Source organism: Ralstonia sp. 110700041-2 (assembly GCF_056280165.1).
Genome location: NZ_JBSFAI010000006.1, coordinates 186805 through 201553, shown reverse-complemented (window position 1 = coordinate 201553; position 14749 = coordinate 186805). Strand labels below are relative to the sequence as shown.

The window sequence follows — 14749 nt, the reverse complement described above, 5'->3', positions numbered from 1 at the left end:
CGCAGCGTCGCATTTCAGGCCGTTGTTTCGATGCGCAGTTGCATGCGCATCAGCAGCGTCTCGCCCGGGGCCAACGCGCGCAGGCCCGTGCCTTCCCATCCTTGCGCCGCCAGATTGATCGCATCGGCCACGTGTGAAATGGGCTCCAGGCAGAAATACGGCTGCGCGTGCGGCGCGTGGAGGATGAAGTGGTCGAGCGGGTCATCGGCGCTCAGCGTGAGCACCCTGCCCGCGCGGGACACCACGGCACGTCGCTGCCATCCGCTGTAATAGACGCTGAGCGCCGCATCCGGCAATGCGCGGGCGTGACGGAAATCTTCCCGCGGCGTGATCGGCTCGCGGCGGACGGCAACTTCACCGGCGTCGGTCGGCCACATCGTCGCAGCCTCAAACTGCAAGCGTGTATCGGCCGTGCGGGCGAAATATGGATGGAAGCCGCCGCCGGCCGGCATGCTGCTGTCGCCATCGTTGCGCAGGGTCATGACGGCTTCCAGACCGGATTCAGTCAGCACCAGCGTTTGCGTGGCGGTGAACGGCCAGGGCCAGTTGTCCACCTCGGGCACATAGCGCAAGCCGAGTTCGATCGACGACGCAGTGAGCTTCTCCACCGTCCAGGCCCGTGCATGCACCAATCCATGCATGGCATGCGCTTGACCCGGATGCGGCGCGAGATGGACCTCCCGGCCGCCCCATTCGAAGCGCCCATCGCGGATACGGTTGGAGAACGGCAGCAGCGGATAGCACCCAGCCTTGGGCCATGCCAGCCCGTCGAAGCCATCACGCAAGCAGTCGGCCGACATCGGCGCCAACCAATCGATATACCGACCGCCCTCGCCAGCCGACGCCAGCGAGGCAATGCGGCCGCCTGCCGCCGGCGCGACTTCCATGGTCAACGCGCCGGCCTGCAGCGTGTGCACCGGCCCGGGCGCAAGCCAGGTCTGGCTATGCATCAGAACGAATGCCGAATGCCGACCATGCCCACAAACTGGCTGCGTCCGTTCGACGGCGTGCCGTTCTGCGAGTCGCCCACCGAGGCCACGGCGTTGACGACTCCACCCGCCGAGCTCAGCGTCTGCCCGCTCGCCTTCTGATAGGCCTCAACGAAGTAGAGCGCGGTGCGCTTGGAGAACGAGTACAGCTGTTCCATCGAGATCTGGTGATAGCGCGCCGCATTGTCGACCCCATTGCGCTTGTTCTCGGCGGTGTAGCTGTAGCCGGCGGTCAAGGTCAATGCAGGCGTGAGCGCGTATGTGGCAATGGCACCGAACGTGTTGAACGACGCTGTCTGTGCAAACCCCGCCGGCGAACCGGCACCCGGGCGGTACTGCACGTTGGAGTAGTTCAGGCCCATCATCAGCTTGCCCACGGTGTAGCGCGCAGCAGTGCCGATGATCTGTGCGGTATCAGCCGTTGCGTAGCCTTTGTTGATGGGCGCGTTGTTGGCGAAGTCGCCGGTGTTGTTCTGGAAGGTCGGGACGTTCTTCAACCGAACGTAGCCAGCCGACCAGGCAAACGCCTGGTAGTCATAACGCATCGCTGCGCTAAAGGCGCTGCCGTTGGACATGCTGCCCGCCTGCTCGCCCATGCCATATTGCAGACCCGCCTGGAGACCGCCAAACGTGGGCGACGTATAGGTGACCGAATTCGGCACACGCAGCGTGGTGTCCATCGCGTCGATATCGCCCGGGTGCGCACCGACCGCGCCCGTCAGCACATTGGTCGGGCCCAGCGCGGCAACGTACTGGAAGTACGGTGTGTACTGACGGCCCATCGTGAGCTGGCCGTAGTCCTTGTTGGCCAGGCCGACATAGGCCTGTCGGTTAAAGATGGTGTTCGCCTTGCTTTGCGCGCCCGTGTCGGCAGCGAAGCCGTTCTCCAGACGAAACACTGCTGTAGTGCCGCCTCCCAGGTCTTCCGAGCCGAGCAGGCCGAACTTGCTGGCGGCCAGGGCACCGGAATTCATATACGTATTCGAATGCCCGCCCTGGTTGCTCGAATAGGCAATGGCGTTATCGACGACGCCGTACAGCGTGACGGAGCTTTGCGCCGATGCGTGCATCGACACGCCGGCGCACAGCACCGCTGCTGATGCGTAGACCGGGTGGAACGAAAAAGAACGTTTGGCTCGTGTGGTTTTCATCGTTGTTAGCTCGGAAATCTCCTGCACCAAGGGAACACCGCGCATCACGGGGCCTCTACGGACCCGCACGTGATTCGCAGCGAGAATGCGGCACTAGGCCAGCAACTGCAACGTCAGGCGGCGCCAGCCACCCGCAACAACGGTTTCCAGCACGCGGGCATGCGGCGTCTGCACTTGCCGCACATCACCGGCGGGCAGGTGAATCTCAACGGTGTCAGCCAGCGTCGGCATCTTGCCTTCGCACGATACGTGCAGCGTGATGGCATGCGCATCCGACACCGCACGCACGCTCCAGCGGCCCTGCTCGCCGTCGCGCCACGCTTCGGTTTCGCCGTCGTCTTCAATGCAGCCGCCAACGGATTCGCCAACGCCTTGCATGGGCACGACAAGGAAGCCGCGTTGATCGGCGCGCTGGTCGAAATGCTGCTCCGCCACGTTCAGCGCGATCACGCCGCCTTCGCGAACCAGCATCACCGGCTGGTCCCAGGGCGAAGGCAGCGTGGTGGCCTGTCCGCCTTCGAAGGCCTCGCCGCTCCAGTACGACACCCAGCGCGCGCCGGCCGGCAGATAGACGGTGCGCTCGGTCTGCCCTTCGTCCACCGCCGGCGCCACCAGCAGCGACGAGCCGATCATCATGTCATCGCACTCGGCGTAGCAGCGGCGGTCGTTCGGGAACTCGGCAAACGTCGGACGCAGTACCGGCTCGTAGGCCTGCGTGGATTGCCACAGCAGTTCGTACAGATACGGAATCAGCCGATAGCGCAGCTTGATCAGCGAGGCAATTTGCGAGGTGATCTGCGGATACATCCACGGCTCGTTGACGGTCTTGTCATCGTTCCACGAGTGGATGGAGAAGCGCGGCAGGAAGACGCCAAAGGCCACCCAGCGCACCAGCAGTTCCGGCGAAGGCGCCGGGCCCGCAAACCCGCCGATATCGTGGCCGATGTTCGAGACGCCGGACAGCGCGAGGCCCAGGCCCATCTTCAGGTTGTAGCGCAGCGTTTCCCACGACGTGTAGTTGTCACCGGACCACGTCTGCACGTAGCGCTGCATGCCGACACCGCCCGAGCGCGACACCAGGAACGGCCGACGCTGCGGCGCAAACTCAAGTTGCGCTTCGCGCGAGGCGCGCATCATCAGCATCGTGTGCAGCACCTTGGCCTCGCGGATGGGCGCCTTCTTGCCGAACCCGTAAGCGAAAGCGTCGGGCGTCCAGACTTCGAACTCGTTGTTGTCGTTCCAGGTGGACGCCATGCCGAATTCCAGCAGCGCGCTCTTGACGTTGGCCTTCCACCAGTCGAGCGTTTTCGGATTGGTGAAGTCGAGATACGCGCCCACCTCATCCCAGAATTGCACCCAGGCCGGCTCACCGGCTGCATCGCAAATCAGCAGCCCGGCTTGCTTCGCTTCTTCAAACTTCGGGTGATCGCGCAGCAGGCACGGCTTGATGTTCGGGCACAGGCGAATGCCCGCATCCAGATAGCTCTGGACGAAGCCCCGCGCATCCGGGAACTTGTCGGTGTTCCAGTTGAAGACGTAGCGCTTCGGGCCGATCGACGTATAGCCCGACGACAGATGGAACGAATCGCAGAGGATGTCGTGCTCACGGCATCCCTTGATGAACTCGGCCATCTGTTCCTGCGCGTTGGGCGCGTCGGTGTACGTCATGGTCGAGCCGGAGTAACCGAGGCCCCACTTCGGCATCCACGCGGGGCGGCCGGTCATCCACGTGAAGCGGCGCGTGGCGCCGAGCGGCGTATCGGGCGAGGCAATGAAGTAGTAGTCGAGATCACCATGCGGCGCGACAAAGTAGCGATAGAGGCCGTGGTAGTTGTCCAGCTCGCGGCCCATGTCGAAGCTGCAATCGGACAGCGTGTCGTAGAACAGCCCGAAGCCGGTGCGGTTTTCCGGCTGCCACGTCACGTAGAACGGGATGTGCTTGTACAGCGGATCAGTCGTGCGGGCGCTATAGCCCATCGCGTCGATGTTGCGCATCTCGTAACGCTGGTGCGCACGATTCATGTCGCCGGCGCGCTCACCCAGGCCGAAGTACATCTCGCCGGGTTCGCGGCGCACGTAGTGGTAGACCTGCTCGTCCCAATAGCCGAAGTTGTAGGCCTGCGTTGGGCGATCGTTCAGCACGGTCTGCCATCCGCCGGCACCGCGGATCTGCCATGTGCAGAAGCCGCCTGCCAGGGCGACGCTCAGGCGAATCTTGCTGGTTTCCACGCGCAGCGTGTCGGCGTCGCTGTGCAGCGCAAATGCGGGCAGCGCGAAGCCGCTCAGGTCGCGGCGGTCACGCCCTTCGAGCGGCGTGTCGTCACCGCCGGGGGCGATCGACCACGTGGCCGGGCCGCGCAGGTCGCCCTGCGGCAGCACGAGCACGCGGATGATGTCTTCTTCCAGCACGAAGAGTTCAATCGCAGCGCCGGCGCTGCTGGCCAGCCGCAGCCGGTTGCCTTCCTGCGCCTGGACTTCGAATCGGGGGGGATTCAACATGGACATCGGTTTCAACTCAGTTTGAAGCAGAGAGACGCATCTGACGCGCGGCACGTTCTTCATGCGACTGACCGCGAATCAGAACAATCAGCAACGCCGCGCCAATCAGATCGAACGCGCCGAGCAGGCCGAACAGCGGACCATAACCGACCTTGTCAGCCAGCGCGCCCACCAACAGCGAGAAGCCCAGGCCGCCGATCCACGCCGCCATGCCGGCAAAGCCGCTGGCGGTGCCGACCTCTTCCGGATCGAAGACGTCCGCCGACAGCGTGTTGACCAAGCCGGAGATCATCTGGTGCGCAAAGCCGCCCACGCAGAACAACGCAATCGCCGTGTAGGGAGACGCCACGAGCCCGACGCACGCCGGACCGATCATCATGAACGCACCCAGCACGACGCCGCACACACGCGACCACACCAGCGGAATGCGGAAACGCTTGATCAGGAACGGCGACAGGTAACCGCCCACCAGGCCGCCCAGGTCCGCCGCCAGGAACGGCAGCCACGCGAACATGGCGATCGCTTTCAGATCGAGATGGCGTTCGTTCACGAAGTACAGCGGAATCCAGAAGCTGAACGTCTGCCACGCCGGCTCGGCGAAGAAGCGCGCCAGCGCAATCGCCCAGAAACGGCGGGACGTCACGACGTCCTTGACCGGGCGCTTGCCGCGCTCGGCGCTCACGGGGCGGAGCTGTCCGCCGATGATCTTTTCGCGCTCGGCGTCGGACAGCGCGGCGTGGTCTTTCGGCGAACGGTAGAACGCGAACCACAGCGCGGCCCACAGGAAGCCGATGGCGCCAGTCACCACAAACGCCGACTGCCAGCCGTAACGCAGATGCAGGAAGACCACCAGCGGCGGTGCCAACATCGCACCCAGCGAGGTGCCCGAATTGAACCAGCCGACGGCGACGGATTTTTCCTTGTCCGGGAACCATTCGGCCACGGCCTTCATACCGGACGGAATGGCAGCGGCTTCGGTCAGGCCCATCAGGGCGCGAAAGCCCGCCAGCGACAGCCAGCCGGTAGCGCCCGCGTGCAGCACGCCAGCAAACGACCACAACACACCAAACAGCGCAAAGCCGATACGCAAGCCGACCAGGTCAACGATAAAGCCGCAGACCGGCTGCATGATCGTGTAGCCGACTTGGAAGGCCGCCACCACGTAGGAATACTGCTGGGTGCTCATCCCCAGCTCGTTCTTGAGTGTGGGCGCCAGCACGCCCAGCGAGTTACGCGCCAGATAGTTGACGATCGTGCCCAGGCACACCAGCACGATGATCCACCAGCGCAAGCCCTTGATGGTCTTCACGGTGTTGTCTCCGATATTTTTTTATTGGTTACCGATCTACGAGGCGGCGTGCTACGACGTGCGCCGCCTCGGGTTCCGCCGTAGCAGTCAACAGTCAACGCACCATGCAGGGGCGCTTGTTGTCGAACTGCCAGTTGGGAATCAATTGGCGCATGGCGATTGCGTCGTCGCGCGCGCCCAGGCCGTGCTGCTTGTAGAGGGCGTGGGCCTTCTCCAGTTGCTCCATGTCGACCGTGACGCCCAGGCCCGGGGCGGCCGGAACGGCAATCTCACCGCCGACGATCTGGAACGGTTCACGCGTCAGGCGCTGTCCGTCTTGCCAGATCCAGTGCGTGTCGATGGCGGTGATGTTGCCCGGCGCAGCCGCGGCCACGTGCGTAAACATCGCCAATGAAATGTCGAAGTGATTGTTGGAGTGCGAACCCCAGGTCAGGCCCCAGTCGTCGCACATCTGCGCCACGCGCACCGAGCCCTGCATCGTCCAGAAATGCGGATCGGCCAGCGGAATGTCGACGGAGTGCAACTGAATGGCGTGCCCCATCTGGCGCCAGTCGGTGGCGATCATGTTGGTGGCCGTCGGCAGGCCCGTGGCGCGGCGGAATTCCGCCATCACTTCGCGGCCCGAGTAACCGCCCTCGGCGCCGCACGGGTCTTCGGCGTAGGCCAGCACGTCGTGCTTGTCGCGGCACAGGCGAATGGCCTCGGCCAGCGACCACGCGCCGTTCGGGTCCAGCGTGACGCGCGCCTCGGGAAAGGCCTCGGCCAATGCAGTCGTGACGACCATTTCGTCATCGCCGCTCAGCACACCGCCCTTGAGCTTGAAATCCTTGAAGCCATAGCGCGCATGGGCGGCCTTTGCGAGGCGCACGACCGCCTCCGGCGTAAGCGCTTCTTCGTGGCGCACGCGGGTCCAGTCGTCCGTGGCATCGCTGCCGTCGGCGTAGTCCAGGTCGGTGCGTTTGCGGTCGCCCACGAAGAACAGGTAGCCGAGCACCGGCACCTTGTCGCGCTGTTGCCCCTGCCCCAGCAGCGCCGCCACAGGCACGCCCAGATGCTGGCCGAGCAAGTCGAGCAGCGCGCTTTCCAGCGCCGTCACCGCATGCACGGTGGTGCGCAGGTCGAAGGTCTGCAACCCCCGGCCGGCGACGTCGCGATCGGCAAATTGGCGACGTACGCTGTTCAATACGTTGTTGTACGCGCCGATCGGTTGTCCGACAACCAGCGGCGTCGCGTCCTCGATGGTCTTGCGGATGGACTCGCCGCCCGGCACCTCGCCCACCCCGGTATGACCCTCGGAGTCCTCCAGGAGGACGATATTGCGGGTGAAGAACGGGCCGTGCGCGCCGCTCAGATTCAACAACATACTGTCGCGGCCCGCCACGGGAATGACTTGAAGGCGGGTAACGCGCGGCGTGCGAAGTGGGGAGTCGGTGGTTTTGTGATCCATGGTCATCACGTATGTCATCAGTCGTCGTACAACACGGATGCGACTATAATTGACACATTCCGACCGAACCACCCCTGGTAAACCCGCCCCTCCCGGAGACCGCATGCCCACCGCCAGTTCGCCCGCAACGCACGTGCGCCGCACCCAAAGCCTGGCGGACGTAGTGGTGGACCACATCAAAGGGCGCATCGCCAACGAATCGCTGCGCATTGGCGACAAGCTGCCGACGGAATCCGCATTGATGGAAGCGCTGGGCGTGAGCCGCACGGTGATACGCGAAGCCATTTCGCGCCTGCAAGCCAAGGGGATGATCGAAACGCGGCACGGCATCGGCAGCTTTGTCCTGCCGCCGCGCGCAGACAACAGCATCCCGCTGGGCGATGCCTCCACGATGCACGACATTCTGAGCATGCTGGAATTGCGCGTCGCCATTGAGACGGAGTGCGCTGGCCTGGCCGCACAGCGCATTTCTCCCACCGAGATCGATGCCCTGCGTTTGGCACTCGAAGCCATTGAGCAGGACCAGGCGGACGGCAACGACAGCGCCACCTCCGACCTGCAGTTTCACCTCAGCATCGCGCGCGCCACCGGCAATGAACATTTTGTCGGCGCCCTCGCCCAACTCGGCAAGACGCTCATCCCTCGCACGCGGATCGGGCTGGCACAGGTCGGATACCTGAACGCTCCGGAACTGCGCGCCACGGTCAACCGCGAGCACCACAGCGTCTTTGAAGCCATCGCCCGCAAAGACCCTGAAGCCGCCCGCGCTGCCATGCGCATGCATCTGTCAAACAGCCGGGAACGCCTGCGTCGTGCGCACGAAGCGGCTGGCACTCAATCGGCCGCGACAGGCAGCTGAGCCGGCCAATACGGCCCCATGTTGTACGACGTCTTACTAGTTGCGCAGCGCCTCGCCCATTCGCCGACCCTCAGCGCTGTTGATAAAGATTTGCATTCGCCCGCTCTCAGCCACGTAACCTGAGCTTGCACCGACCCCTCGTGGGTGCGCTCCGGTCGCGGAAGAGAGAGCCGCGGCCTTCTTGGCCCTGATGCTGCTGTCCCGAGTGTCAGGGCGTTTCTTTTAGTGGTGGGCGCTCGAATCCCCTCCCCTGCTTCACCAACAAAAAAACCCCGTCTTGCAGGGCTTTACGTTGAAGCGACCGACTCAGCGTTCGCGTGCCAGCACGTGATAGCCGGCCAGCAGGATGACGGCGCCCACGACCGCGCCGGCAAACCCCGCCAATTGGCCGGGCTCATACCAATGCAGCAACTGGCCGAGAAAGGCCGCGGCCAGCGCACCGGCAATGCCGACCATGATGGTGAGGACGAAGCCGCTTGCGCCGCAGCGCGGCGTCACCCATCGGGCCACAAGCCCGGCCAGAAAGCCGATGAGGATGGTGATACAGAGCAATTGCATGGCAGCGGCTCCGGCGGGTCAAGGCTGTCAGTGCGTTGCTTCGGCGTCGATCACGCGCTCCAGGCAGAAACCCTGCCCGTAGATGGCGCGCAGCCGCAGACCGTTTTCCGTGCCGAGCAGCAATTTCTTGCGCAGGCGCGAGACATGCGTATCGAGCGTGCGTGAATACGGGCTCAGCTCGCGGCCCCAGAGCGCCAGTTCGATGTCTGCGCGCGAGAGTACACGCCCCGCATTCGCAAACAAGAGCAGCGCCAACTCAAACTCACGCGCATGCACTGACACCGACGCATCGTGCAGGCGGATGGAACGATTCTGCCGATCGAGCGTATACGGCCCCAGGCGAATCTCCGACGCCCGCACGGCGCGGCTCACGGCAAAGCGGCGGATCAACGCATCGAGCCGCGCCAGCAACTCAGGTGCACGGATATCACCTTGGAAGCACAGGTCTGCACCGTGGTTGAGCGCCTCTGCGGTTTCGGTATCGGCCTGGCCGTCGGCGAGGTAGACGATCGCCATACCGGGGCCCACGCGCTCGCGCACGCTGCGCACCAGCGACAGGCCTGGCATGTCGTGCGCATGCGCGCCGACCATCAGCAGGTTGATGCCGTGCAGATCGATGGCTTCAAAGACCTGGCGAGAGAGAAACAGCGGCACACATTCAAAGCGCGTGGGCTGCAACGCGGAGTGGATCGCCTGCTGGCGGGCGAGGTGCGTATCGATCAGACCGATTTTCATGGCTCGGTTTCGTAGTTGACTGCGTGCGGCGCAATCAGGCGGTGGTGCGACGATGTTGTTGTGCATTGCTGCCGTCGCGACCACCGCCGCGCCACATGGATACGTGCCGACCAGCCAGCCAGAAGCATTCGACCTGCGGCGGGTTCCCGTCGCCGCGCAGGGCTTGATGCAGTTGCGCGCGAACGCATTCGTAGTCGCATTCGCTCAAAACATCGGTTGCAGTCTGGCTCAACATGCGGGGCGCCTCGGGCGTGTCTGTGCTCGGTTTTCCAAGGTGCCGTCGTCTCTCGGCCGGTGTGTCACCGGCACATGCTGTGCGGGTCGGCCAATGAACTGTAGGGCCGCCGCAGTGCCGAAATGCAAATGATTGAAAAGGAAATGTGGCGAAGACCACACGAGGCCGCGATGGCCTCAGGCGTCGTGGCGATGCTTGGCGCGCGGCAGCCACAGCGTGAAGGTGGAACCCAGACCCGGTGCACTCTGCACAGCAATCCGGCCGCCGTGCCGGTCAACCACGGTCTTCACGAACACGAGACCCAGCCCACTGCCGGACGGCGCATTGGCCGCGCCCTCATGCAAGCGATGGAACGGCTGGAACAGCCGCGGCTGATCAGCCAGGGCAATGCCAGCACCCTGGTCGGCCACGGCCACCGAGAACATCGCCTCGTCCTGCTCCACCGATACCGTCACCATGGAGCCGGCTGCGCTGAACTTGATGGCGTTGTTGAGCAGGTTCACCAGCGCGCGCACCAGCAAGCGCGGCTCGCCGCGCACCGCTGCTTCGATGTCGGCCACCACGCGCACTTCCACCTGGTGGCGATTCGCGAGCGGCCAGACCTCGTCGGCGGCATCGAGCACAAGGCCCACCAGATCCACATCCACCAGCTTGAGCGTTTGCGATTCGGCGCGCGCCAGGTCGATAAAGGCATCGGCCAGCTCAAGTGTTCGCGACGAAAGCTGCTCGATGCGAAACAGCAGCACCTCGCGGTCCAGCGCACGCGAGGCATCGCGCTGCAGTTCGATCAGGGCAAGGATGGCACTCTGCGGCGAGCGCATATCGTGCGAGATGAACTGCAGTGCTTCTTCGCGATGGCGTTCCGCCTGCCGCACCGGGGTGATGTCGGCAAAGCTGACGATGATGTCGACAGGGCGGCCCGCTTCGTCCCGCAACGCGGCAGCATGCATCAACATCGAGCGGCCGTCGTGCGTCTGTAGCTCGACAGGTTCGAGCCCGGTGGGATCGGCGAGCCAGCGTGCCCAGTAGTGCTCTCCCGCTGTGGGGTCGGGAAACGCACGCGCCAGCAGCGTCGACAGGTCGCGCAGCGCGGCCGCGCGGATCTGGCCCGGCGTCTGCATCTGGCCGGCCAGGTCTGCGCTTCGGCCATTCGCCAGGCGGATCGTGCCGTCGTGCGTGCAGATGACGGTCGCATCGGGCAGGCTCTCCAGCGCATCGGCCAGGAAGCGGCGCAGCCCACGCAGCTTGTCCGTCAGCGAGGCGACGGCATCCATGTGCGCGCCGAGCGTGCGGCCGGTGCGGGCCAGCGGCGCGGTATCGCCCAACAGGCCGGGCTCGCGCGCCAGACGCTGCAGCTCGTCGCGCAGAAAGCGCAACGCGGCTTCCTGCTGGCGCCAGCTCCACAGCGGATACAACACCAGCGGGCCCACCAGCGCCGCAAACGGCGGCAGCCAGCGATTGCCGACCACCAGCGCGCCGATTGCGCTCAGCAACAACACGGCGGCACCCGTTACCGCCACGGCAAGCGCCATGCGCGGCGTGAGCCAGCGCACGGCAAATGCGGTCATCAGCAGGGGGAGCAGCGTCATCGCCCAGAACACGCCCGGTGGCGCCGGCAGGATGGCGCTGCCGTCGAGTACCGTCTGCGTGGCATTGGCAAGCACTTCGACGCCGCTCATCGTGCGCGAGGGCGGCGTCGCAAAGATGTCGGACACTCCCGATGCGGTGGCCCCGATCAGCACCAGCTTGCCGGCAAGCACCTCGGTCGGCACGTGGCCGTTGAGCACATCCAGCGCCGGCACATGCCGGTAGGTACCGGCCGGCCCCGCAAAATTCAGGCGGATATGCGCCTGCCGCATCCAACCGCCGGCGTCGGACTCCGCATCAGGCAGCGCCGGTACGGATGAAGGCGGGCGCAGCGCGTGCCGCGCAAGCTGCACGGCAAGATGGTCCAGCACATGCGCTCGCGGCCCCTCTGCCAGATACATGCCGCGCACCACGCTATCCGCATCGGGGGCGGCATTGATATGCGCGACGGACGCGTTGATACCGAGGAACGGATAGTGATACACGCGCCCCTGCTCGGTGCGCTCCGGCAAGGCCGGCAGGATGACGTGTCCGGCCTGCTCGATGGCGGCAGTCAATGCTCGATCGCCTTCGGGCTGCGCGAGATCGGGTTCGATCAGCAGAATATCGACGCCGATGGCGCGCGGCTGCGCCCGTCCCACCCGCGTAATCAGGTCGGCCAGGCGGCTGCGGGGCCAGGGCCAGCGTCCCACTGCGTCAAGACTCTGGTCATCAATGGCAACGACGACGATGTCGTCGCGCGGTGCATGCCCGTGCAGCGTGACGACCGTGTCGTATAGCGCCGCATCCAGCCGCGCGACCACGCTCCAGCGCACCGCGCCGAATGTCAACAGCGCTGCCAGCGCCACCAGCACCCCCCACTCCACCAGCGCGCGCCGCCCAAGGCTGCGCACGGCCGATTGGGCGGGTACGGGTTCAGTCATTGAGGAGGAGATTGCCGCCGCCGCTCTGCACCGGGCTGCGCGCGGAATCGCCGACGAAGGCACCGACGTCAATGCGCTGCGGCTTGGCGTAGACCACCGATGCCGCATCGCCCAAGTCGACGCCGGTGCGGATGTAATACACGCCGGACGGCGGCCGCGGAATGGTGGCCTCGTTGCCTTCGCTCACGATGTCGGCGATGGGTTTGGCGAAGCTTGTGTCGGCCGCCAGTTGCACACGCGTGCGCGCGCCAGATGCCGCCAGTTCGGGCGACAACGCCGACCAGTGGGCATGCAGCTTGCCGTCATCGCTCGCTTCCACTTCGGCTGTCGGTACGGCGTCCGGCGGAATGTCGAGCACGCGAAAACGAAGCACATCGCTCCACGGGCCGGTTTTGCCGTCCGCTGCCACCGAGCGCACACGCCACCACCATGTGCCAGCCGTCAACGGCCTGGTCAGACGCACGTCCTCGCCATGCTGCTGAACAGCCGGCGAGGCAAAGCTCTCGGTGCCCGCCACTTCCATGTCATAGCTACCAGCATCGGACACGACAGCCCATGCAAATGCCACGTCCCCGCTGCGGTAGGTCCGGCCGCTGGCGGGCTGGATCGTATAAGGCGCTTCCGGGTGCAGGCGCACGGTGAACGGCCGCGTGGCCGATTCGCTAGTCAGTCCGAGTGCGTCGATGCTTTGCACGACGAGCGTGTAGTCGCCGTCCTCATCGCCGCAGAGCGTTACCGCGGGCGTCTTGCTCAATTGATAGGCGCTGAGTTCGGTCAGCGCGGCATCCCGCGCCACTGCAGCGCGATAGCCGACCGCGCCCCTGACCGGCTGCCACGTCGCGCGCAGGCACGGCGTCTGCACAAGTTGCGGAATGACGTCGAGTTTGGGCGCCGCCGGCAACGCAGCCCGCTTGAGGTGTCCCGCCGATGCCACCACGCCAAAGCCAGCCTTGACCGCTTGCCTCTGACGACCGGCGCTTGTGGCAACCTCACCTTCCAGCACGGAACTCGTCGAACCCGCTTCGCTGGCCTGCACGCGGAAACGCGTACCTCGCACGCCCGTCACCAGCGCAGGCGTGGAAATCTCGTAACGGCCCACGCCGCTCTTCTTGGGCGAGACGTTGGATTCCGCTTCGCCTTTCTTCACGTGCACGCGTACATCGATCAGCCCGGCACGCGCAAACGCCCGCACACGCGAGAGCGCCACGTGGCTGCCCGGCGGCACCGTCACGCGTGTGCCGTCATCAAAAGCCAGCGTGACTCCACCTTTGTCGCCGGTGTCGATCTGCGACTCTTCAGCGAGCTTCATGCCCGCTTGCAGCGGCTTGCCGCCGGTGGTTGCATCGCGTGCAAACACCACCTGCGCCGTCGAGGGCACCACTGGAATGCGATCGAACGAAATCCGGAGGAGCGAGCCGGGCTTCAACCGATACGGATCGGCCACATGGTTGCGCCGCTGCAGCAGGCGCCAGCCTTCGACGCTGTCCATGTAACGTTCAGCGAGGTTGATCAGCGTGTCGCCCTGCTGCACGCGATAGATGAAATCGCCACCGTCAGCGCCGGAAGGCTGAGCCATCGCCGCCTGCCACACGCCGCCAAAAAGAACGAACGCGCCGACAAACGCGGCGCGCCCAATCAAACCACCCCAGATTGCGTCAGCTTGCTTCACCATCTTCCTGCGTGGTTTCGAGCCGATAGCCGTGCGAGTACACCGAGACCAGCCGCACGCCATTCTTCTGATTGAGATCGAGTTTGAGCCGCAGCTTGGAGATATGGGTGGCAAGCGTGCGCGAATCCGGGCCGATGCTGCGCCCCCACACTGCCTGCTCGATCAGCTCACGCGGCACCAGCTTGCCGACATTGCGGAACAGGTACAGCCCAAGATCGAACTCGCGCGGCGAAAGCTCAACCTGCGAGCCATTCAACGTCAGCACGCGCCCGACGGGGTCCACTGCGTACGGGCCGACGCGAATGCGTTCGAGCGATTCGCTCGTGCGCGGCGCGGCACGACGCAGCAGCGCACCGACGCGCGCCACCAGCTCGGCGCGGCGCACCGGCTTGACGACGTAATCGTCGGCGCCGGCAGCCAGCCCACGCACCACGTCGTCTTCGAGCGAACGGTTGGTCAGAAACAGCACCGGCAGCGCCGGGCCGACCGTCTGCCGCACCCAGCTCACAAGCTGGATGCCGCTGATATCGGGCAACTGCCAGTCGAGCAGCAGCAGGTCGAACGTGCGATCCCGCAGCGCCTTGACGAAGGCATCCCCGTTACTGAAACACTCGCATTCGTATCCAGACGAAATCAGGATCTCGCGGATCAAATCCGATTGCGCCTGGTTGTCTTCCACCGAGGCAATTCGTATCGCCATCTGGATTGCCCTTTCCCCGTTTCGGGTCCGGCACCGCTATGCGAAATGCCGGCTCACTCCGTGCGTCGTTGTGATCGGGGTCCCGGAC

General features: G+C 65.0%; 12 protein-coding genes. 1 reads left to right on the top strand and 11 read right to left on the bottom strand.

Going from position 1 to position 14749, the window contains the following annotated elements:
- Positions 1-14 precede the first annotated feature (14 nt).
- From ACUXH0_RS10950 to gudD, 5 genes are all read right to left on the bottom strand, one after another.
- The gene (locus ACUXH0_RS10950) at positions 15-950 is read right to left on the bottom strand and encodes an aldose 1-epimerase (protein ID WP_182594284.1); all 936 of its coding nucleotides are present in this window, start codon (positions 948-950) and stop codon (positions 15-17) included.
- Positions 950-2140 carry a porin gene (locus tag ACUXH0_RS10945; protein WP_024542044.1) on the bottom strand — a complete coding sequence of 397 codons (1191 nt, stop codon included), beginning with the start codon at positions 2138-2140 and terminating at the stop codon, positions 950-952. The genes ACUXH0_RS10950 and ACUXH0_RS10945 overlap by 1 nt, the downstream gene beginning before the upstream one ends.
- Before the next feature lie 93 nt (positions 2141-2233).
- Positions 2234-4645 (bottom strand): glycoside hydrolase family 31 protein, encoded by a 2412-nt coding sequence (locus ACUXH0_RS10940; RefSeq protein WP_012435244.1) that lies wholly within the window; start codon positions 4643-4645, stop codon positions 2234-2236.
- A 10-nt stretch (positions 4646-4655) separates the two neighbouring features.
- On the bottom strand, positions 4656-5948 hold the full coding sequence (locus ACUXH0_RS10935) for an MFS transporter (protein WP_012435243.1): 1293 nt from the start codon (positions 5946-5948) through the stop codon (positions 4656-4658).
- 94 nt (positions 5949-6042) lie between these two features.
- Positions 6043-7413: a glucarate dehydratase gene (gene gudD / locus ACUXH0_RS10930; protein ID WP_012435242.1), complete on the bottom strand. Its 1371-nt coding sequence runs from the start codon at positions 7411-7413 to the stop codon at positions 6043-6045.
- A gap of 85 nt (positions 7414-7498) precedes the next feature.
- Between gudD and ACUXH0_RS10925 the strand changes: the two genes are divergently transcribed.
- Positions 7499-8254, top strand: a complete 756-nt coding sequence (locus ACUXH0_RS10925; RefSeq protein WP_012435241.1) for a FadR/GntR family transcriptional regulator — start codon at positions 7499-7501, stop codon at positions 8252-8254.
- Positions 8255-8560: 306 nt separating this feature from the next.
- On the opposite strand, the gene ACUXH0_RS10920 is transcribed toward ACUXH0_RS10925, so the two are convergent.
- The 6 genes from ACUXH0_RS10920 to ACUXH0_RS10895 form a co-directional block, all read right to left on the bottom strand.
- Positions 8561-8812 carry a GlsB/YeaQ/YmgE family stress response membrane protein gene (locus tag ACUXH0_RS10920; protein WP_004636586.1) on the bottom strand — a complete coding sequence of 84 codons (252 nt, stop codon included), beginning with the start codon at positions 8810-8812 and terminating at the stop codon, positions 8561-8563.
- 27 nt (positions 8813-8839) lie between these two features.
- On the bottom strand, positions 8840-9547 hold the full coding sequence (locus ACUXH0_RS10915; protein ID WP_012435240.1) for a response regulator transcription factor: 708 nt from the start codon (positions 9545-9547) through the stop codon (positions 8840-8842).
- Positions 9548-9581: 34 nt separating this feature from the next.
- Positions 9582-9782, bottom strand: coding sequence for a hypothetical protein (locus ACUXH0_RS10910; RefSeq protein ID WP_004636581.1), 201 nt, complete (start codon positions 9780-9782; stop codon positions 9582-9584).
- A 176-nt stretch (positions 9783-9958) separates the two neighbouring features.
- On the bottom strand, positions 9959-12292 hold the full coding sequence (locus ACUXH0_RS10905; RefSeq protein ID WP_012435239.1) for a CHASE2 domain-containing protein: 2334 nt from the start codon (positions 12290-12292) through the stop codon (positions 9959-9961).
- Positions 12285-13964 (bottom strand): FecR domain-containing protein, encoded by a 1680-nt coding sequence (locus ACUXH0_RS10900; RefSeq protein ID WP_182594283.1) that lies wholly within the window; start codon positions 13962-13964, stop codon positions 12285-12287. Before ACUXH0_RS10900 ends, ACUXH0_RS10905 begins: the two co-directional genes overlap by 8 nt.
- Positions 13948-14661, bottom strand: coding sequence for a response regulator transcription factor (locus ACUXH0_RS10895; protein ID WP_004636575.1), 714 nt, complete (start codon positions 14659-14661; stop codon positions 13948-13950). Before ACUXH0_RS10895 ends, ACUXH0_RS10900 begins: the two co-directional genes overlap by 17 nt.
- Between the last annotated feature and the right edge of the window lie 88 nt (positions 14662-14749).